18 protein-coding genes and 7 tRNA genes are annotated in these 19816 nt (G+C 40.9%); 1 reads left to right on the forward strand and 24 read right to left on the reverse strand.

The features are described 5' to 3' along the window. The 21 genes from KO525_RS07170 to KO525_RS07270 all read right to left on the reverse strand — a co-directional run. Nucleotides 1-3878, reverse strand: a 3878-nt coding sequence (locus KO525_RS07170; protein WP_215963120.1) for a filamentous hemagglutinin N-terminal domain-containing protein, incomplete at its 3' end; no start/stop codon positions are given. 428 nt (nucleotides 3879-4306) lie between these two features. Next, entirely contained in the window at nucleotides 4307-4627 is a 321-nt protein-coding gene (locus KO525_RS07175) for a hypothetical protein (protein ID WP_215963121.1), read from the reverse strand. Between the two features lie 172 nt (nucleotides 4628-4799). Beyond that, the gene (locus tag KO525_RS07180; protein WP_215963122.1) at nucleotides 4800-5081 is read right to left on the reverse strand and encodes a hypothetical protein; all 282 of its coding nucleotides are present in this window, start codon (nucleotides 5079-5081) and stop codon (nucleotides 4800-4802) included. Between the two features lie 60 nt (nucleotides 5082-5141). Further along, nucleotides 5142-5720 carry a CBS domain-containing protein gene (locus KO525_RS07185; protein WP_215963123.1) on the reverse strand — a complete coding sequence of 193 codons (579 nt, stop codon included), beginning with the start codon at nucleotides 5718-5720 and terminating at the stop codon, nucleotides 5142-5144. A gap of 53 nt (nucleotides 5721-5773) precedes the next feature. Further along, nucleotides 5774-6076, reverse strand: a complete 303-nt coding sequence (locus KO525_RS07190) for a hypothetical protein (protein ID WP_215963124.1) — start codon at nucleotides 6074-6076, stop codon at nucleotides 5774-5776. A 788-nt stretch (nucleotides 6077-6864) separates the two neighbouring features. Next, on the reverse strand, nucleotides 6865-7653 hold the full coding sequence (locus tag KO525_RS07195; protein ID WP_215963125.1) for a hypothetical protein: 789 nt from the start codon (nucleotides 7651-7653) through the stop codon (nucleotides 6865-6867). Between the two features lie 407 nt (nucleotides 7654-8060). Further along, entirely contained in the window at nucleotides 8061-8783 is a 723-nt protein-coding gene (locus KO525_RS07200; protein WP_215963126.1) for a YebC/PmpR family DNA-binding transcriptional regulator, read from the reverse strand. Between the two features lie 241 nt (nucleotides 8784-9024). Continuing rightward, a tRNA-Gly gene (locus KO525_RS07205) sits at nucleotides 9025-9100 on the reverse strand. Nucleotides 9101-9127: 27 nt separating this feature from the next. After that, nucleotides 9128-9213: transfer RNA gene (locus tag KO525_RS07210), tRNA-Leu, on the reverse strand. Between the two features lie 63 nt (nucleotides 9214-9276). Beyond that, nucleotides 9277-9352 (reverse strand) — tRNA-Gly (locus KO525_RS07215). A 39-nt stretch (nucleotides 9353-9391) separates the two neighbouring features. Next, nucleotides 9392-9467: transfer RNA gene (locus KO525_RS07220), tRNA-Gly, on the reverse strand. A gap of 47 nt (nucleotides 9468-9514) precedes the next feature. After that, nucleotides 9515-9600: transfer RNA gene (locus KO525_RS07225), tRNA-Leu, on the reverse strand. 24 nt (nucleotides 9601-9624) lie between these two features. Further along, nucleotides 9625-9698 (reverse strand) — tRNA-Cys (locus KO525_RS07230). A 15-nt stretch (nucleotides 9699-9713) separates the two neighbouring features. Beyond that, nucleotides 9714-9789, reverse strand: a tRNA-Gly gene (locus KO525_RS07235). Nucleotides 9790-9935: 146 nt separating this feature from the next. Then, nucleotides 9936-10529 carry a CDP-diacylglycerol--glycerol-3-phosphate 3-phosphatidyltransferase gene (pgsA, locus tag KO525_RS07240; protein ID WP_215963127.1) on the reverse strand — a complete coding sequence of 198 codons (594 nt, stop codon included), beginning with the start codon at nucleotides 10527-10529 and terminating at the stop codon, nucleotides 9936-9938. A 53-nt stretch (nucleotides 10530-10582) separates the two neighbouring features. After that, entirely contained in the window at nucleotides 10583-12409 is a 1827-nt protein-coding gene (uvrC, locus tag KO525_RS07245; RefSeq protein WP_215963128.1) for an excinuclease ABC subunit UvrC, read from the reverse strand. A gap of 22 nt (nucleotides 12410-12431) precedes the next feature. Then, nucleotides 12432-13079, reverse strand: a complete 648-nt coding sequence (gene uvrY, locus KO525_RS07250) for a UvrY/SirA/GacA family response regulator transcription factor (RefSeq protein WP_215963129.1) — start codon at nucleotides 13077-13079, stop codon at nucleotides 12432-12434. 106 nt (nucleotides 13080-13185) lie between these two features. Continuing rightward, nucleotides 13186-13824, reverse strand: a complete 639-nt coding sequence (gene maiA / locus KO525_RS07255; RefSeq protein WP_215963130.1) for a maleylacetoacetate isomerase — start codon at nucleotides 13822-13824, stop codon at nucleotides 13186-13188. Nucleotides 13825-13827: 3 nt separating this feature from the next. Beyond that, the gene (gene tyrR / locus KO525_RS07260; protein WP_215963131.1) at nucleotides 13828-15393 is read right to left on the reverse strand and encodes a transcriptional regulator TyrR; all 1566 of its coding nucleotides are present in this window, start codon (nucleotides 15391-15393) and stop codon (nucleotides 13828-13830) included. Between the two features lie 137 nt (nucleotides 15394-15530). Next, complete coding sequence (phhA, locus tag KO525_RS07265; protein ID WP_215963132.1) at nucleotides 15531-16325, reverse strand: phenylalanine 4-monooxygenase; 795 nt, start codon at nucleotides 16323-16325, stop codon at nucleotides 15531-15533. A 2-nt stretch (nucleotides 16326-16327) separates the two neighbouring features. Continuing rightward, complete coding sequence (locus KO525_RS07270) at nucleotides 16328-17566, reverse strand: PLP-dependent aspartate aminotransferase family protein (protein ID WP_215963133.1); 1239 nt, start codon at nucleotides 17564-17566, stop codon at nucleotides 16328-16330. Between the two features lie 476 nt (nucleotides 17567-18042). Here KO525_RS07270 and KO525_RS07275 point away from each other — a divergent pair, with 476 nt between their 5' ends. Then, the gene (locus tag KO525_RS07275; RefSeq protein WP_215963134.1) at nucleotides 18043-18315 is read left to right on the forward strand and encodes a hypothetical protein; all 273 of its coding nucleotides are present in this window, start codon (nucleotides 18043-18045) and stop codon (nucleotides 18313-18315) included. Nucleotides 18316-18349: 34 nt separating this feature from the next. On the opposite strand, the gene pspC is transcribed toward KO525_RS07275, so the two are convergent. The 3 genes from pspC to pspA are packed head-to-tail and all read right to left on the reverse strand — an operon-like array spanning nucleotide 18350 to nucleotide 19730. Beyond that, nucleotides 18350-18790 carry an envelope stress response membrane protein PspC gene (gene pspC, locus KO525_RS07280; RefSeq protein ID WP_215963135.1) on the reverse strand — a complete coding sequence of 147 codons (441 nt, stop codon included), beginning with the start codon at nucleotides 18788-18790 and terminating at the stop codon, nucleotides 18350-18352. Between the two features lie 9 nt (nucleotides 18791-18799). Continuing rightward, on the reverse strand, nucleotides 18800-19039 hold the full coding sequence (gene pspB / locus KO525_RS07285; protein ID WP_215963136.1) for an envelope stress response membrane protein PspB: 240 nt from the start codon (nucleotides 19037-19039) through the stop codon (nucleotides 18800-18802). 22 nt (nucleotides 19040-19061) lie between these two features. After that, nucleotides 19062-19730 carry a phage shock protein PspA gene (gene pspA, locus KO525_RS07290; protein ID WP_215963137.1) on the reverse strand — a complete coding sequence of 223 codons (669 nt, stop codon included), beginning with the start codon at nucleotides 19728-19730 and terminating at the stop codon, nucleotides 19062-19064. Nucleotides 19731-19816 lie beyond the last annotated feature (86 nt).

The following is a 19816-nucleotide window of genomic DNA, read 5'->3' on the forward strand; positions in this document are numbered from 1 at the left end:
GTATTATTGTCTAACGTCACCGCCCCTGAGCCACTGCTCACCGTCACCGTGCCGCCTAACGCATTCGTATCTTCATCCAATATCACCGAGCCATTGGCGCCGCTCGTATCTATCGTACTCGCCCCTGTTATCGCTAACGCACCGCTGTCCGTTACACTGTCGGCTTCTGTCACAACAAAGCTGCCCATTGACCCTTCAACCGCCAATGCCGCCGCATCTTCTATCGTCACCATGCCACTTGATGTGCTTACCAAGCTCAGTGCCGTTGTGCCATTATCCAGCGTAATATCGCCCGCGCCACTTGATACCGTCACCACACCCGTTAAGGCATTTGTATCGCCATCAAGCACCACACTGCCATCGCCTGTGGTGGTTAATCCTGTCGTACCCGCCACCATTAATGTGCCGCTATCAGTGATACCCGTTGAGCTGCTCACCAATAAGTTATTGCCTACCGACCCTTGCAGGTCAACCATGCCCGCATCTTCTATCGTCACATCATTACCGCTCGTGACCACTAAGGCTAAATCCGTCGCATCATTATCCAGCGTGATGTCACCTGTGCCCGCCGCTATCGTAACTGTGCCACTTAGCGCGTTGCTGTCATCATCTAATATTACTGAGCCGTTGGTGGCTGACGTTGCTAACGTCACGTCCCCCGTAGTTATTGTTCCAGAGTCAGTTATGCCACCAGCGCCCGTAATTGTTGAAGAAATCGAATCGGCTGTCGTCACGCCAAAATCAAGTCCTTGACCATTATTAACAGATAAAGCGCCACCTGTGGTTCCAGAAACTGAACCGGAAATAAGATTAATTCCACTCAAATCTGCGTCATTAGTCACCACTAATTCAACATCACCCGCAGTGATCACGGTACTGCCTGTATTCACAATGCTATCAGCAGCAATTGTTAGTGCGTCACTACCTAAATCCAATGCATTTTGAGTCGTCAGTGCGCCCGCCGTTAAAACGTTAATGCCAGCGTGAGTGGTTGTTGTATTAAGATCGACACCGTCGATTGAAATCGCGCCACCGGTTTCCATTCCAAACGTAATTTCACCCGTTCCGGCTTGTAATAGATCCAATTCGCTCTGGGTCAAGTTTAGATTGCCAGAACCTGCTGTTCCTAGATCTAAGGTCACACTGTCACTATTGCCTTTAACCGTTATGTCACTGTTATTACTGGTTACTGAACCATTTAGTGTAAAGTCTGTTGCTGCTGAAAGCGTAATGTCACCATCGCCACCGCTTGTATCTGAGTCCGATGTAATCGCAGCAGCTTCTACTGTGCCACCAGAAAGATCAACACTGCCTGTGGCAGAAATCGCACCACCGACCAAAAGTGCAGAACCAGCTGTTAGATCAAGATCACCGGAAATCGTTATTGCGTCATCACCGGTATCTATATTATTTGCAGAGTTAATCGTGAGTCCGGTAACAGACAAGGTACCTGTGTCACCCACATCATCACCAAATGTCACATTTGAGGTATCTGATGTAATCGTAATATCACCACCATCAGACAACGAATTAAATGTTGAATTGCCTGTTACATTGACATCGATGTCGTTGCCTGCCGAAAGTGCTATTTCACCACCTGTGACACCTATTGATGTTGCGTCTTCTGAAGTAATTGAGCCAGCTGTTGACGTGATGTCTAGCGCTGTTGAATTGGTACTCGTTGTGACAATATCGTGCAGATTAATATCATCATCTTCTAAAATGGTTATGTCGCCAGCTCCTGCGTCAACTTCAATATCCGTCGCCGCGGTGACGATATTTACATCGCCAGAAGCCGTTATTGATATTTCATTTGCAGTGAGTTTACCGGTACTCGTCGTTGTACCGCTGGATTCTACGGTTAGGCTATCGGTGGTCGTTGCCGCCGAAATAGAGACGTTCCCGCCTGTAATGTTTAATTCTGCATTACTATTTGTAATTGTTTCTGAAATAGTCACCGCGCCTGTATTTCCGGCTTCACCTATATTTATTGTTCGGTCTAAACCAGCGGAGTCGCTAAATAAGTTTGTGACACTTGCCGCGCCCAGTTCCAATGTACTGCTAGCATTTAATGAGTTTTCTAAATCAATCGTGCCATTAGCTGTTTGTGTGTATATGTTTGTCGTTGAAGTATTAATAGCGCTATTAATGGTTAAATTGTCAGACTCAAGTGTCAACGTTGCGTCATCACCTGTAATGGCACCACTTATGGTAATTTCGCCCGCACTGTCGCCTGAAGTTAAAATAAGCGAACCACCGGACTCAATATCAACCAAGTTGTTCACCAATATGTCATCGCCTGCTGCGACATCAACAGTGGCATCACCACTGATGTTTGACGCACCAATGGATATGTCGCCACTATTAACCACATTAACCGAACTAACATCGGTTAGATCCAATACCCCAACCGTTGTATCTAAATCCCCAGCCGTACTAGCACCACCATCTAATACAAGTTTATTGGCCGTTACATCATTACCAGCCACGCCTGTTATTGTTCCACTAGCATCTAAGGTTAATGTATTGCCAGTTACGTTTATTGTGTCGCCAAATGTAAGATCATTAGCATTAACTGTAAGGCTACCGCCGGTTTTCGTAACATCTAATCCTGTGACATCCACACCTGAAAAATCAAGTACCGAAGCACCTGATGTATTAAGAGATATTGTGCCCGTTTGGTTCAAAGATGATGTTGCCCCGGCTTGTTCTGTGATTTCAATATCGCCATCTGTAGCGACGTCACCAAGGTTTAAGCTACCATCAAGTTCAAAGTATAAATCGCCAACGGTTGCTCCTGTCGTAGTAAGCGTGCCACCTGTAGATTTGATAGAAAGTGCATTACCGCTTGAGCCAACGGTCAAGTCATTTGATGCAATGTCGTTACTGTTTATCGTGATCGTTCCGTTGGATATAAAGTTTTCGTCGCCTGAAAAAGACGTATTTGTCGCAACCTGTGCATCCGTTGTTGCCGTTATTGGCAAGTTTAATTCCACGGAACCTTCTACAATGACTTGCGATGCCGTAATGTCTATATTCGCCCCTTCTAACTGACCGACTTCTAGCACACCTTGTTGCTGATCAACTGTGATGTTGCCACCGGCATCAATAAATAATGGCGCTGATTTAATGGTGTTAATCGATACGTCGCCGCCCGCACTTATCGACACTTCGCCATCTACATCTAATGTACTATTGGCGCCATTCACTGCTCCGTCAGCTGTAATGGTCAAAAAACTTGTCGCTATTTTGTCGCCATCGTCACCACTCGCGCCTATGATAACGTCGTTGCCAGAAACCAATCCTAATTTATAGTTTGCCGGCTCTATGGTGCTGATCGTGCCATTTACGATCAGATCAGCATTATTGTCTGTGCCTAACGTCAATCCAAAATTATCAGCTGCAGAGTCATAACCGCTCAAACTTGAAATGTCTTTTGTTGAAAACAACAAGTTACTCGTACCGGCCCCCGTATTGACAAAGTTATCCCCAACAGTGATGCCATTAGCATTGGCAAAAATTAAAGATTCAATATTGGAAGTGGTCACTGTACCGTCAATTAATGAGGAGTCGGAACCAATGACCCTGTTCAATACGACAGTCCCTGTCATCGTGCCTTGGCTATTGTTAAAATCGATAGACTCGGTATTTGCGAGGCCAAACGTGTCCCAGTTAATAATGGTCTGTCCATTAAGAACGGTCACTGTCGATTTATCCCCCGACACTGTCGCGCCGTTTGTCGTTGAATTAACCGTACTATTCGTTAAATCGACTGTTTCACCAGCAAATGCGTTTGGGATCAATGCTGCTGACACAGCAATGGCAATGGTCGTTTTAACAAGTTTTGAATTTTCAGGGCGGATATTTAAGGCTGACATGGTATGTCCTTCACTCTACTATTACGGATATAGCTAAAAAAATTTCAACTAATGAAAAAATAGATAGAGATCATAGAATTCGCAAACGTCTAAATTTACTCAGGATTTAACAACTCACTAAACACACAAAATTAATTTTAAGTAAAATAGAAGACAAACGCGGTTTTACTCGCTTTGAAGCAATTTAAAATAAAATAGGGATTAAATGGTAGAGCAATAAGTTCTATCAATAATGAAGATCTTAACTAAACAGTCTAAAAAACAACCAACCTATTTGCCTAATTCTGACAAGGAGATCCAATTTAACCTAACGTTAATTAGGTTTAGACTGCGATTAAAAAGGCAAAAATGCGTCAAACATAATGTAAAACGGTCAAACTGCCCCCTTCATTTACATAACCTTAAGTATTGTTCAGGACCAGTTTTGATTATTCCAACGTACTACTCGCATTAGAGTCGACTGAGTTTGCAATTTCAACGCTTGTAAATCGAATAAAAAGCGACGCCCAAATAATGTTAACGACAATAAAAAGTAGCAGGGAAAACAGCGATTGTTCTAAAACAATATTGAATGTTGCTAATACATAGAATGGCAATGCGCTATAGATAATTTGTCTGTCACTAAATTTTCGTTTTATTTTTAGTAACGCAGAGCAATTTTTACAACTAAATAACTTCATATCCGATGATAAAAATAGTCGATTCCAACCTACGTTCTTACTGCATTCAGGGCATTTAGAATTAGTCATAATTATCCTTTTATTGAAATGATTAACACCCAACACTCATAAATGTTAATTTTTCATTAGTTAAAAGCATGTGTTGTGCACGCTCCACGACAATATGTAAGACATTTTATTTTCTAAAACAGAGCGATATTGAGTCGTTTAAAAATACGAATTTGGCAAGATAGTGGACAAATTAGATCGTCCACGACTTGCCAAGAGGACTAATTGCTCGTATAGAATTTACCGCTATCTCAAAAGCTGTCAGTTCATCGCTATCGACTCCCATACTGCAATTGAGCAAGGTCCCATTATTAAATAAACTAATTTTACTCATATATACATTTTCATTGTCTATATATGAGCACACCACTTCGACGGTCGTTTGGGCGGCTTTAAATTTATTGGCTAATGTCCTTGCTGAATTTCTAATAAGGTCGGCACGTGAACTGGCATATTGCAAAACAATGACGTTCATACACCCCCTCCCAAAAGACAATTTTGTCTTTTGGGAGAGAACTCCTTTATTTTTAAATACTTAAGCTGCATGTTTGTCTAAAATATGAATTGCGTTATTTACTAATCTAAAGCTAACTGGCAGATTTAAGTCGACATCAAGATGTAATGCTCTTGCAACATCAGAGGCAGAAATTAATCCCCTTAACGTATTGCCATCATTATCTGTCACTAAGATATGTTGCTCTGTGCAGCTTGCTAAAGTTTGAACGAGGGATCGAATCGATGTTTGTTCTAACGTAGCCCAATCAATCGATTTCAAATGCGCTTTAAAGCGCATAAAGTCGGCGACACGAAGTTCCGATCTAACGTCACCTCGTGCGACCTTTTTTACGATTTCTTGATTATTTAAATCATTAAAACTCAATGTTCCAATAAAATTACTGTGCTCATCTAACACGAGTTGTAATTTAACATGAGCTTTTTTCATAATGTATTCAGCTTCGACCGCCTTCGTGTTTGAGTCGATTACAAGTGGGCTGTTTAGCTTAAAGTCAGTTGTGATTTCTGTAGCTTTACTATGCATAGAAACGGCTAATGATTGGCAAGGCCATTCTATTTGCGACACGCGATCGCATGATAAAAACGATAATTTATTCATTTCTTTGTACCTAATATAATTAATAATTGTCGGGAGTTTTTCCCAAATACAGATTAACTAGTCAAAGAAAGAGGTGGTGCGCGGATTAAATAATCTCGTTGAGTTGGAGGGTTGTGAAAAGTGATGATAGAAGCAGGAGAAGTGCAACATTGTGCTGACAACTCAAAATCAAACTTCGATAAAAAGAACTTGTCTTCAAATTCTTCAGAGCCAAGAGAATCAATATCACATGATAAAGTGGCATTAATTGTTGTCTCTAGTATTTGATATTGATGACCATAGCTGCCGCCTTGCGAACTTGGGAAGTTCGCAATTAATATAAAGGCTAGAAATAAATAACTCGAGATTAATCTCATTTACTTTCCATATCGCTACAAATCAAAATAGATAGGATTTAAACTAAATCCGTAACTACACAGTTAACTAATTCTATTAGTGTAGTTGATGTTAAATCTATTAACCAAAATATGAATAAAAAAGCCTACCTCGGCTTCCCAATTGCACAAGCTAGCTCAATGCGTTTTTACTATATAAACGTTTTAAAATTTATTGTAAAGCTTATATGGGAACAATTATCAGCCATTCCAACCCCCACAAACAAATATGTATCTAATGGCGATAATACGTGTTGCTAACTTTACTCCTGGGACAACAGTTAGCTAGTTAAAATATCTCTGTGGCTGACTCTTATTACTAGCTAGGGGATGACGTTTTTCTTTCTGAAATTATGAGCCAATTTAGGGTGGATTAAGACGTTCCTCTGCACTTGGTTGGAGATCCCTAATATCGCCGTGGCTCTTTTGGGATGACGTTTTTTCCGTTTAATTGTGCTCAACAATGACTTTTTGTTCTGACTATTATGAGCAAATTTAAGGTGGATTATGACATTCTTCTGCACCCGGTTGGAGGTTCCAAATATCGCTGTGGCTGACTAATTTTACAAGCTACGGGTATGACGGTTTTTTATGTTCCCCGTCATCTCAAAATCGCGAAGCGATATTTGAGATCTCCTTCAAAGTGCAGAGGACGTTTTTTGTAACTAAATAAAGCAATTAAAACCAAATGCCCAACACCTATAGTAACTCTATAACTGTCGAGCAATATTCGACATGCACCTGTGAAACGTCATAACTTGTTTTAAGCTTTAAAAGCTATAACTAATACCTGCAATAGACTTAACGACTGCCGTGTCTGTCGTGCCTTCCAGAATTGCTTTAATGTGCCAATTCAAACCTTTACTTCTATGGGCTAACCCAATTCCGGCACTATAAAAATAATCGTCGCCACCGGCAAATTGATACTGAATTTTGATATCGTCAATCAAGATCCCAGTGCCATAACGACTAAAACCTGAAGGCGAACCATTCTGGTATGGGATAAATATACTTTTATATTGCACCATAAGGCCATAAGCATCTTTAACTTCTTCAGACGAATAATCATTGCTGTTACTTATGATTTCTCTTTTATTATTATGAAGAAATACCCCATAACTCACGCCTATGCCCGTGGATTCACTGGTACTAAAACGCCCAAGAAACAACTGCTCTTGCAGGTAATACTTTGAATATGATTCATGTTGTAACTGATAAACGTCTTTAGAATATTCGACATAAAGGTTACTTAACAGATCACTATCGAGAAATGCTAATGGCTTTAAACCAGCGGTAATCTTTTCATTGTAATCTTCGAGTTCCGTAACTCTATTTACATAGTCAGATAGATTACTTGGTTCATTCCCCTGTGGCGCTTCGTACTCAAAATAAAAAGTATTAAACAAGTTCCCCTCGATACCAACGGCATTAATACCTTGGGCGACCTCATTCGTTACTGTATCTGTTAAGGAAAAGTTTTTGTAATATATTTCCACTTCCGAGCTTTGCACAGACCAAGATAACGCTAAGCTAAAACTTGTAACTAGTATTTTTTTCATCAAATTTCCTTTTAGATACACAACCATTACATTCCAAACCACTATTTTATATGTGAAAATTGTTTATTATTAACTATTTTATATTTGTAACAAATTACTTAACTCATTGCTAGATATCAAGTTTAAACATTTCTATGGGGTAAGCATCGCTGAAATTTGTAGTTTCCCCAGCACTTGGTTGGAAAACCCTAATATTGCTGTGGCTGACTAATTTTACAAGCTTTGGGATGACGGTTTTTGTTTTGAGCTTTTGAGCCAGTTGAAATCTGAATACAAAAAAGCCCTGCCAACCGGCAGGGCTTCTTAAAGTCAAATAGCAGCTCTTAATTAACTATTTAGCAACAATTAACTTAGTTAGTTTAAAGGTATTAGTGAATCACTTTAAACAACTTAATTACTATAAAAAATTAGCGTTCAACTTCTGCATTGTGATAAACATCTTGTACATCTTCGCAATCATTCAGCATATCCATAAATTTATCAAACACAGCAACATCATCGCCTGATACCGTTGTCATTGTTTGAGGTTCCCAAGAGATTTCCTGAGTATCGAAGTCAATGCCTTCAAACGCTTCTTCAAGGGCGACTTTAACTTTATTAAACTCAGTATGCGGCGCAATAACGGTGACCTTACCATCTTCAACTTCAATTTCGTTAGCGTCGGCATCCGCGTTCATTAGCGCTTCGAGTACCACATCTTCGTCGTCACCGTCAAATTGGAAAATCGCAACGTGGTCAAACATATGTGCAGCAGATCCCTGAGCACCTAATTTACTGTTTGTTTTAGTAAAGCTATTTCTAACTTCCATGATAGTTCGGTTGTTGTTATCGGTAAGACAATCCACTATGACCATACAACCACCTGGACCAAAGCCTTCGTATCGAGCCGCTGAATAATCTTCACCAGCGCCGCCTAGGGCCTTATCTAAGGCATTTTTAATTACGTGCGCAGGTACCTGATCTTTTTTAGCTCGGTCCATTAAGCTGCGAAGTGCTAGATTTCCGTCTGGGTCAGAACCGCCATTTTTGGCAACGACATATATTTCTTTGCCGTATTTAGAATATATTTTAGTTTTCATTGCAGCCGTTTTGGCCATTGAATCTTTACGGTTTTGGAATGCTCTTCCCATGACTAACTCTTCTTATTTAAATTCTGACTACTGACAACACATCAACATAAGGTGTTATCTAAAAATTGAAAGGTGGCTAAAGTAATCTATTTTGCGACAAATTTAAATCACTACAGCGTAAAAAAGCCGAGTTAATTTGATTTTATCAAAGATTTATAACTAAAAATTAGAATTGATTATTGTATGTGAGATTAAGAAGATTGCAGATGAATCCCAATTTTGACAAAACTATCGAAAAAATTGGAGCGAGTAACGAGGCTCGAACTCGTGACCTATACCTTGGCAAGGTATCGCTCTACCAGCTGAGCTATACTCGCAATCCTTTGTATTTCCCAAAAGGGAAATGGTGCCCGGGGACGGACTTGAACCGTCACACTCTATGAGCGAGGGATTTTAAATCCCTTGTGTCTACCGATTCCACCACCCGGGCAATTTGTTGGGCAGTTTTTTATAGTTGGCGGTACCAACTCTCTCTTGTTATCCAAAAGAAGTTTGGAGCGAGTAACGAGGCTCGAACTCGTGACCTATACCTTGGCAAGGTATCGCTCTACCAGCTGAGCTATACTCGCACTCCGTATTACTTGTGCCTGGTGCCTGTTTTAAAAAATTGGAGCGAGTAACGAGGCTCGAACTCGTGACCTATACCTTGGCAAGGTATCGCTCTACCAGCTGAGCTATACTCGCACTCCGTATGTTTTGCCCATTCCTCTGTAAGTTACCTTACGAAAGAATGGTGCCCGGAGACGGACTTGAACCGTCACACTCTATGAGCGAGGGATTTTAAATCCCTTGTGTCTACCAATTCCACCATCCGGGCGACACTTTTTAAAACCTGAAATCATGGAGGCGGGTCCCGGAGTCGAACCGAGGTCCACGGATTTGCAATCCGCTGCATAGCCACTCTGCCAACCCGCCATTTAGTAAAACATTTGGAGCGAGTAACGAGGTTCGAACTCGTGACCTATACCTTGGCAAGGTATCGCTCTACCAGCTGAGCTATACTCGCATAAAATGCTAAACTTTGACTTCACATTGTCATCGCTGACAACGGAGACGCATTCTACATTCAAACCTTTTTGAGTCAATATCTATTTTAAATAAAAATGACTTTTTCAGTCTGTTTGATGAAATTTTAACTGATATGGCTTGAAATTAAGCTTTTTTGCCAGAAATAAATGGCCAAGCAGCCTTAAAGTAAATCACCAATGACCAAATAGTTAGGGCGGTTGCAGAATATAAAAATGCATACGTTGCAAAATCTAAAAGCGGCCCTAACAACCAACCTTCAAAAACCCAAAATTCATTTGGGTGCCACAATAAGCCGATAACCGCTAACATTTGAGCAGCTGTTTTATACTTGCCCACCATACTCACCGCAACATAATCGCGATTGCCCATTTCAGCCATCCACTCTCGCAGGGCTGATATTGCAATTTCACGACCAATTATTATCGCGGCAGGCACGGTAACCCACATATTTGAGTAATCATCGACCACAATGACTAACGCCACTGCGACCATAACTTTGTCCGCTACAGGGTCAAAAAACGCACCAAATGGCGTCGACTGATCTAATTTTCTTGCCAAATAACCGTCTAGAGCGTCGGTAATTGCGGCAAACCAAAATACAAATGCCGTAGCAAAGTACTTCCATTCATACTGAACTGCAGGGAGGTAATAAAACACCACCAAGACAGGAATAAGGGTAATTCGAAAAGACGTTATTATATTGGGAATATTCCACATAAAAAAATACTACATATTGAATGGTTATTGTCGGCTCTTACGATGATGCCTATTTAATCCTTATCATGCAAGAAGCTATGGATTTCAGTTGCCATTTCTTGGCTGATACCAGAGACTTGACTCAGTTGTTTTTCGGTCGCTGCCATAACGCCCTGCAGGCCACCAAAGTTCTTTAAAATCGCCTGTCGGCGTTTTGCACCAACCCCCGGTATATCTTGCAGTACAGAGTGTGTTTTGGCCTTACCGCGTTTTGCACGGTGCCCTGTGATTGCGAACCGATGGGACTCATCCCGAATATGTTGGATAAGATGCAATGCAGATGAGGCCTTTGGCAAATGAACTTCAATTTCACCGCCATTTAAATATAAAGTCTCAAGACCTGGCTTTCTGCCCTCTCCTTTGGCAATGCCCACAATGATAGGAGCTTTTTCCAATTGCCAATCGGCAAAAAAGGCTTCTGCCTTGTTAAGCTGACCTTTACCACCGTCGATAAATAAGATGTCGGGGATATTATCGATTGATGATACTTTGCCAAATCGTTTTTTCATGGCAAATTCCATTGCACCGTAGTCATCACCGCCCTTTACGCCTTTCACATTATAACGTCGGTACTCAGATTTATTAGGACCTTCAGGGCCAAAAACCACACAAGATGCTATAGGATATTCGCCAAATGTGTGACTGATATCAAAACATTCCATTCGATTAATTTGAGTGATTTTTAACAGTTCACACAATTCTTTGTATTTACTGCTAATTGCACGTCCATCGGCTAGTTTACCTGCAAGGTCAATATCGGCATTTTTTTGCGCCAATCGATAATATTTAAACTTCTCACCTCGTTGAGGCTTAACTAATTCAACCTTTGCGTCTCGCTCTAAAGCAATCGCTTTTTGCAGTTCTTCAATGTCATCGGCAATTTCTGGGACAACAATGAGTTTCGGAATATTTTGACCGCCCATGCCATTTAAATAAAACTGGCTAATAAAAGACGTGACAATTTCACTCGGTTCGCTATTAGGTGGCACTTTTGGTGAATAATTTTTGCTACCAAGGACTTTTTGATCTCGAATGTACAAAACGTGAGCCGATGCCAATCCCTTATCGATACTCACCGCAATAACATCGATTTCGTCGATATTACCACTGACATTTTGTTGCTCAGTGACTTTGCGTAGCGCCATTATTTGGTCACGAAAAAACGCGGCTTCTTCAAAGTTTAAGTCAACACTGGCGGCTTCCATCTTACCGATTAATGTATCGATAACTGCCTGGCTTTTCCCCGTGAGAAATTGTTTAACTAAATCGATTTGGTCACTGTATTGCTGATCGGTGACATAACCTTCAACACATGGGGCAGAACACCGTTTTAGTTGATGTTGTAAACATGGCCGACTTCGAACTTTATAAAAATTATCTTCACATTGTCTCACTGGAAAAACTTTCTGCATGATCCTAAGCGATTGCCAAACCGCACCAGCACTTGGAAACGGGCCATAATAATCGCCTTTGTGGCGTTTGGCGCCACGGTGCATCGCAATGCGGGGATGTTTGTGATCAGTGACTAAAATATATGGATACGACTTATCATCTCTAAGCAAAATATTGTACTTAGGTTGATACTCTTTAATCAGGTTGTTTTCTAAAATCAGTGCTTCGGTTTCAGAGTCGGTAACCGTGAATTCGATGTTATTTATTTGGTTTACTAAGGCGCGCGTTTTTACGCTGTCGACGTCCTTTCGGAAGTAACTGGTAAGGCGGTTTTTTAAATTTTTTGCTTTACCAACATAAATGACCGTTTGATCATTATCGTACATACGGTAAACCCCAGGACGTGAGGTTACCGTATTTAGAAAGGCTTTTGAGTCAAATTCAACCATGGCTTAAAATCAATAGTGGCGGTTAGAGTTTTTCCATGTCGAGCATGCGATGTCGTATCGCCATATGGGTAAGTTCAACGTCGTTGCCGACATTGAGTTTTTCAAACATTCGGTAGCGATAACTATTGACGGTTTTAGAGCTTAAATTAAGTTGTTCGGCAATATCTTGGACTTTTTCGCCTTTGGTGATCATCAACATAATTTGCAATTCACGCTCAGATAGCAATTCAAATGGTTTATCATTTTTTTCGCCATTTAACTGGCTCAATGCCATCTGCTGAGCAATTTCTGGGGCAATAAAACGCTGACCAACATGCACAGAACGAATCGCCTGGATCATCTCATCGGGGCGGGTCATCTTGGTTAAAAACCCATGGGCGCCAATTTGCATGACTTTTGATGGAAATGGATCTTCCGTGTGAACTGTTAACATCACCACTTTCACATCAGGGCAATATCGAATAATTTTTTTGGTCGCTTCTAAACCACCAATCCCCGGCATGTTCATGTCCATTAAAACAACGTCTGGTGTATGAGTGCGACAAAACTGAAACGCTTCTTCGCCTGATGAGGCTTCACCAACAACATTTAATCCACGAACATCATTAACTATCCGACTTATACCGGTACGGACTAATTCATGATCGTCAACTAACAATACATTGATCAATGGCAAACCCTCTATCTAAAAAATCGAAAACAAAATTACCACAAAACTAAACTAAGGCAACAATGATAAATCAAACACTGTTCTAAACTTTAGCTTAATTGGACATTTAAACGGCGTCAGGTTGATTTTCTGGCGCCGCTTTTGTAAATGCGTCCAATGTTCTGCAATGGGCGACAACCCGCTGTATCAATGGATACGGCGACATATCAAAGTTAAACCGTTCTGCATTATAAACCTGAGGTATCAAACATAAATCGGCCCAACTGACATGGTCACCAAAACAAAAATTACCTGCAACTTTATTAATGCTTTTTTCAAATGCAGTAAAGCCAACCTCTAACCAATTAAAATACCACTGCATTTTTTGTTCTTCGCTTTGCGCCAACGGCCCTGTGAGATATTGCAAAACCCGCAAATTGTTAAGCGGATGAATATCACAGGCCAAATCCAACGCTAAGGCTCGGCATTTGATGTTGTCGGCTAAGTTAGCTGGCAACAAGTTTATGTTGGGGTATTTTATCTCTAAATACTCCAATATAGCCAATGATTGATTGAGCGTAAACTCTCCATCCACCAGCGTCGGGACTAACTTATTTGGGTTTAAATCTGCATAATCCTCAGCATGTTGCTGACCGCCATCTTTAATCAAATGTACTGATTTTTGTTCGTATTGCAGGCCTTTTAAATTGAGCGCAATACGTACTCGATAAGCGGCTGATGAACGCCAATACCCAAACAATGTCATAACTTAAACCTTGATACTTTTTTTGTTAATACCGTATTCACGAAGTTTATTAGCAATCGCTGTATGGCTCAATCCAAGTTTTTTGGCTAATTGTCTAGAGCTTGGATATGCCGGATATAACTTACGTAATAAGCTCGCTTCAAATCGTTTTACGGCTTGGTCTAACGATCCTTCAAATTCCTGCTCTAAATAACCAAATTCATTGGTATAAGTCGGCAGTTCCAACGCTTCTTTTTCAATAAGATCAGAATCCAACAAGCTTAATGCCCGATAAACCGAATTTTCAAGTTGGCGTGTATTGCCCGGCCAAGGGTAATTTTGTAAATACTCACAACACGACTTGGAAAATGTCGGTGCTTGTTTGCCCAGCTCATGGGAAAATCGCTGAACAAAATGTTGCGCCAACGGCAAGATGTCTTGTTTTCGTTCGCGCAATGGTGGGATATGCAAACTTAGTACGTTTAAACGATAGTAGAGATCTTCACGGAATGTATGTTCTTGAACCATATTGGCCAAATCTTTTTGAGTGGCACATATTACACGCACGTCCACTTTAACTTCGTTCTCATCAGCAACACGACGGAAAGTCCCGTCTTGTAGAAAGCGAATTAACTTTGTTTGTAACTCTGCGGACATTTCGCCAACTTCGTCGAGGAAAACCGTTCCACCTTCCGCTTGTTCAAATATGCCACGTTTACCTTCTTCGCCACTACCTGGGTAGGCATTAGCGCCGTAACCAAAAAGTTCAGATTCGGCAACATTGTCTGGCAATGACGCACAACTTAGGGCTAAAAACGACTTTTCATTTCGTTCACTGGCGTCATGACAAGCTCGAGCAATCAGCTCTTTACCTGTACCCGTTTCACCTTGAATAAGTATTGGGGCATCAAGGTGAGCCATTTTCTTAGCTTCACGAATAACCCGGCGCATACTGGTGCTGTTGGCCAAGATATTGGCAAACGACTCGTTATTGTCGTCTCTAAATGCGTTGATTTGTTGACCTAAGCGACTGTGTGATTTTAAGTTAACCACGGCGCCCGCTAAGCGAACGTTGTTTTCTTCATCTGTGACATTTATCGGCAAAATGTCGGATACAAATTCTTCGTTATTGCCAGTTAACTTTAATGTCTGGCCGACAACTTCTTTGCCTTCTAACCATTTCAAAAAGTTAAACCCTTTAAGCAACCCCTGCACAGGTTGTCCAACAATTTCAGACTCGCTGCGACCTAGGTCAATTAAAGCGGCCTGATTGGCCGTAACCACATTGCCTTTGTTATCTATGGAAATAACGCCATCTGGCAATATTCGCAACAAGGTTACAAGTTCGTTGTGTTCGCGTTCATAAGGCAAAAAGTTTGTGGTTTTAACATCTGTTACCCCATCGACTCGACGGATAGCCGCCATGACTTGCTGAAACGCTTCAAACTCTATTTGTGGAAATGCCACATATAAACATTTAGTCGCTTGATCAAACTCAATACCTTTTAGGTCGATATCGTATTCAACGAGAATGTTTAAAATTTCTTTAGCCAAACCCATACGGTCTTGACACGCAATCTGTAGCCGCATTGTTACTCCAATACTGATAAAACAAAAACGTAATATTTTCGGATTGTAAACGTGAATTGACAACGGAGAAAGAGTTTTATTGCAATTTTGTAAAGAATAAATTCCAAAAAGGTGAACCTAAAGGCTCACCTGACAAATTATGCTGCGCTCTTTGGCGGGAAAGTTGGTGCATACATGCCCAGTTTCATTGCTTCTCGAACCATTTCCATAAGATCCAGTTTTGAAAAATCAAAAAGATCATGAATAGCGTCGATAACAAAATACTTAGGTTGCATGATGTCAATTCGATATGGCGTACGGAATACGTCCAGTATATTCATATCAAATCGCTCAGGTTGCGTTGCGGTTAATGCATAGTCGGTTTCGCCAGGAGACGACAAAATACCACCGCCGTAGATCCGAAGTTCACCGTGTTGTCGCATTAGTCCAAACTCAACAGTGAACCAGTATAACCTCGCCAAAAAGACCCTTTCTTCTTTAGTAGCCTGAAGTCCCAACAATCCATATTTATGGGTAAATTCAGAAAAGTCAGGGTTAGTTAACATCGCACAGTGACCAAATATCTCATGGAAAACATCGGGTTCTTGTAGGTAATCAAAATGTTCACGTCGACGAATAAATGTCGCTACAGGAAACTTTTTGTCCGCCAACAACTGAAAGAATTTTTCAAAATTAATCAATGCCGGCACTTCAGCACATTGCCAACCTGTTGTTTCGAGTAAAACTTTACTCACGTCGTTTAATTGCGGAACACGGTCTGTCGGTAACTGTAATTTATCTAAACCGGCAAAAAACTCATCACAGGCTTTGCCTTCAATGCACGACATTTGTCGCGCCATTAGTTCTGACCAAATTTGATTTTCTTCGTCTGTCCAATTAATAAAACCGGTTTCGTCCGACAGCTTAGAAACGTAACTTGATTGCTTGCTCATGATTAACTGCACCCTAATACAGTTGCACTTGGTGTTACCATTCGTGCTTCGTTAATTTTGTTTAATGCTTGGTTCAAATCGGCGATTAAGTCGTCTGCGTGCTCTAGCCCAACTGAAATGCGAATAAGGCCATCGCTAATTCCAGCGGCCAAACGCTCCTCTTGGGTATACGGTGAATGTGTCATAGATGCCGGGTGTTGGATTAGAGATTCAGCGTCCCCTAGACTCACGGCTATTGAAAATAATTCGACTGAATTAATAAAATGAGCACCTTCTTCAAGATTTGCATTAAGTTCAAAACCCACAACGCCACCGGCTCCTCGCATTTGTTTACCCAGATATTTATGCCCAGAATGCGATGGCAATCCCGGATAATAAACTTTTGACACTAATGGATGTTGCTCTAAGAATTCAGCTAACTTCTGACCATTTGTGCAATGACGGTCCATCCTTACTGGCAAGGTTTTCAGACCTCTTAATATTAACCATGCATCGTGTGGGCTAATTGTGCCACCAATGTCTTTTAGAATGGTTAGTTTTATAGTTTCAATATGCTCAGCGCTGCCAACAATAATTCCCGCAACCACATCACCGTGACCGTTTAAGTATTTTGTTGCACTGTGGATCACTATGTTGATGCCAAAATCCACCGGGGTTTGAAGCACTGGAGACATAAACGTACTGTCGACAATCGAAATGAGATCGTACTCTAAGCAAAACGCGCCAATTTTAGCCAGATCTAACACTTCTAAATTTGGATTGATTGGAGTTTCCGCAAATAACATTTTGGTATTTGGTTTTAATGCGGGCAATAAGTTTGCATCATCGGCCATATCAACAAAGGTAACCTCAATACCAAATTTAGGCAGTTGATGATTAAATAATGCAAATGAACAACCGTAAATGGCTTTTGATACAATTACGTGGTCACCCGCTTGCAGAAAACTCAACACCGCACCTGACACCGCTGCCATACCAGTCGCTGTTGCTGCTGCATCTTCCATTTTTTCCATCGCTGCCATTTTTAATTCAAGTTCGCGCGTGGTTGGATTGCCTAATCTGGTATAAATATAGCCTTCTTCTTCACCAGCAAAACGTCTTGCCCCCTGCTCCGCGCTTTCAAATACAAAGGTTGAGGTCTGATATAAAGGCGTAGTTAGCGCTCCCTGATGGGCACCTTTCACTTTGCCAGCGTGAATACATAGGGTTTCAATATTATTATTATTCGCTTTGACGCTCATGTTCTGCCTCTAATAAAAACGGCCCAAAACTGGGCAACGCTTTTGTCACATCGATTCAATCGTGATTAAAGTCCGAACTTTGCAAAAAAATGAGTAGAGTTAATAATCTAATTTGAAAATAGTTACCTCACCCACTGTAATAATTACGTTACACCACGCCTACTATTTAAATTAAATTCAAACACTTACACAAAAAAACACTACATCTGGTTAGGTTTTGGTGGTATTTCCATAACAAAAGTCGTTATGCCGAATAGCAGGAAAAGTCATGCCGAGTGCAGAGGCCGTTCATAACTCGCTTTAAATCAGCTCAAAATTTCAGAACAAAAAAACGTCATTCCAAAAGAGCGGAGCGATATTTGGAACCTCCAACCAAGTGCAGAGGAAGTTCATAATCCAACTTCAATCAGCTCATAATTTCAGAACAAAAAACGTCATTCCAAAAGAGCGGAGCGATATTTGGAACCTCCAACCAAGTGCAGTGGAAGTTCATAATCCAACTTCAATCAGCTCATAATTCCGAACAAAAAACGTCATCCCAAAAGAGCCAAGGCGATATTAGGGATCTCCAACCAAGTGCAGAGGAATGTCATAATTCACTTTTAAATTGGCTCAAAAGTCCAGAACAAAAAACGTCATCCCAAAAGAGCCACGGCGATATTAGGGATCTCCAACCAAGTGCAGAGGAAGTTCATAGTTCGCTTTCAGTTGATGTGACTGAACTTCAGGTACAAAAAAATGGCCCTTAGGCCATTTCTTAAATTGTGAATATCTTGGTTGTTACTACAAACGATTAATTTCTCGTTTCAATGTATATTCATTCGAAGTAACGTAACCTTCCATATTGCGAACTCGGCGTTCGATTCCTTCAAACTGTCTCGCAATGTCTCTAAAAGCTTGTTTTGGTGGTTCTCCTGACTGCCAAACTTTACTTTTAACTTCTACGGCTCGGTCGATATCTTCATTTTCATCAAAACGGTGCCATTGGTCTTGAGCTTGTTTTAGGCCATCCTTGCGTCTTGAAACCGTGCCGTCTTTGTCTAAAATAAACCAACACGCGACATAAGCGATAAAAAAGAACCCGCCTGAGAAGACTAAACCACTAAACCAGACTATTCTGACTAACCATGGTTCCATTCCGGTGTATTCTGCAACACCAGCACAAACGCCGGCTATTTTACCTTTGCTAGGAATACGATTTAGCTGTTTATTTGATTTAGTCATACCCTACTCCTAAGCGTTTTTGTTGCGCCAATCAGGCGCTTCTACGTCTAATATTGACTCTAATGTTTTAACACGTTCACCCAATATTTCGGCTTTTCGTGCTAACTCATGCAGTTCAACAATTTCGTTCTCATTTAATCCCTGGCCAACCTGCTTTTTACTTCTGTAATGCATAATTAGCCAAATCGGTGCGACAAAGATCATGAAGATGATAATTGGCGCGATTAAAATTCCGACTACGTCGCTCATAAATTACTCCCCAAAGACTCTATTAGTCTTTCTTCGCTTTTTTCATTTTAGCTTTAAGCGCTTCAAGTTCACTGTTCACTTTATCTGACGATTCTAACTCAGCAAACTCGTCTGCTAATGACTTGTTACCTAAATCGTAAGACTCAACTTCAGCTTCCAAATTATCAATTTTACGTTCGTATTGTTCAAATCGAGACAATGCGTCGTTAATTTTGCCACTGTTCAGTTTAGTTTTCACATTCAAACGTGAACTGGCTGTTTTGCCGCGCATCAAGATTGTTTTTTGACGTGCTTTGGCATCTTCAAGTTTAGTTTGCAACTGACCAATTTCATCTTTAAGACGATTAACCTGTTCGTCTAGCGACTCTAAGTCATGGTCTAACATAGCCACGTTTTCTTCACAACGTTGACGTTCAGACAATGCTTGACGAGCAAGGTCTTCGCGGTCTTTAGACAAAGCTAATTCCGCTTTAGACTGCCAATCTGCCGTTTCGACTTTCAGTCTGTCGATGCGTCTTACCACATCTTTTTTGTCGGCTAAAGTGCGTGCTGAAGAAGAGCGAACTTCGACTAACGTGTCTTCCATTTCCTGAATGATCAACCGGACCATTTTTTCCGGATCTTCAGCTTTATCTAAAAGTGAATTAATATTTGCGTTCACAATGTCTGCAAAGCGAGAAAAAATACCCATAATACGTACCTCATTTATAAAGACTTGTTATCAAGTTGGGGTAATACATTCAGATATCCTGCCACTTTTTACAGAAGTTGTAACCC

Source organism: Psychrosphaera sp. B3R10, assembly GCF_018861025.1.
Lineage (GTDB): Bacteria > Pseudomonadota > Gammaproteobacteria > Enterobacterales > Alteromonadaceae > Psychrosphaera > Psychrosphaera algicola.

Bases quoted from the DNA above. Each gene is read 5' to 3' on its own strand.
- KO525_RS07175 (WP_215963121.1), bottom strand. From the start codon at position 4,627: ATGACTAATTCTAAATGCCCTGAATGCAGTAAGAACGTAGGTTGGAAT.
- KO525_RS07180 (WP_215963122.1), bottom strand. From the start codon at position 5,081: ATGAACGTCATTGTTTTGCAATATGCCAGTTCACGTGCCGACCTTATT.
- KO525_RS07185 (WP_215963123.1), bottom strand. From the start codon at position 5,720: ATGAATAAATTATCGTTTTTATCATGCGATCGCGTGTCGCAAATAGAA.
- KO525_RS07190 (WP_215963124.1), bottom strand. From the start codon at position 6,076: ATGAGATTAATCTCGAGTTATTTATTTCTAGCCTTTATATTAATTGCG.
- KO525_RS07195 (WP_215963125.1), bottom strand. From the start codon at position 7,653: ATGAAAAAAATACTAGTTACAAGTTTTAGCTTAGCGTTATCTTGGTCT.
- KO525_RS07200 (WP_215963126.1), bottom strand. From the start codon at position 8,783: ATGGGAAGAGCATTCCAAAACCGTAAAGATTCAATGGCCAAAACGGCT.
- pgsA (WP_215963127.1), bottom strand. From the start codon at position 10,529: ATGTGGAATATTCCCAATATAATAACGTCTTTTCGAATTACCCTTATT.
- uvrC (WP_215963128.1), bottom strand. From the start codon at position 12,409: ATGGTTGAATTTGACTCAAAAGCCTTTCTAAATACGGTAACCTCACGT.
- maiA (WP_215963130.1), bottom strand. From the start codon at position 13,824: ATGACATTGTTTGGGTATTGGCGTTCATCAGCCGCTTATCGAGTACGT.
- tyrR (WP_215963131.1), bottom strand. From the start codon at position 15,393: ATGCGGCTACAGATTGCGTGTCAAGACCGTATGGGTTTGGCTAAAGAA.
- phhA (WP_215963132.1), bottom strand. From the start codon at position 16,325: ATGAGCAAGCAATCAAGTTACGTTTCTAAGCTGTCGGACGAAACCGGT.
- KO525_RS07270 (WP_215963133.1), bottom strand. From the start codon at position 17,566: ATGAGCGTCAAAGCGAATAATAATAATATTGAAACCCTATGTATTCAC.
- pspC (WP_215963135.1), bottom strand. From the start codon at position 18,790: ATGACTAAATCAAATAAACAGCTAAATCGTATTCCTAGCAAAGGTAAA.
- pspB (WP_215963136.1), bottom strand. From the start codon at position 19,039: ATGAGCGACGTAGTCGGAATTTTAATCGCGCCAATTATCATCTTCATG.
- pspA (WP_215963137.1), bottom strand. From the start codon at position 19,730: ATGGGTATTTTTTCTCGCTTTGCAGACATTGTGAACGCAAATATTAAT.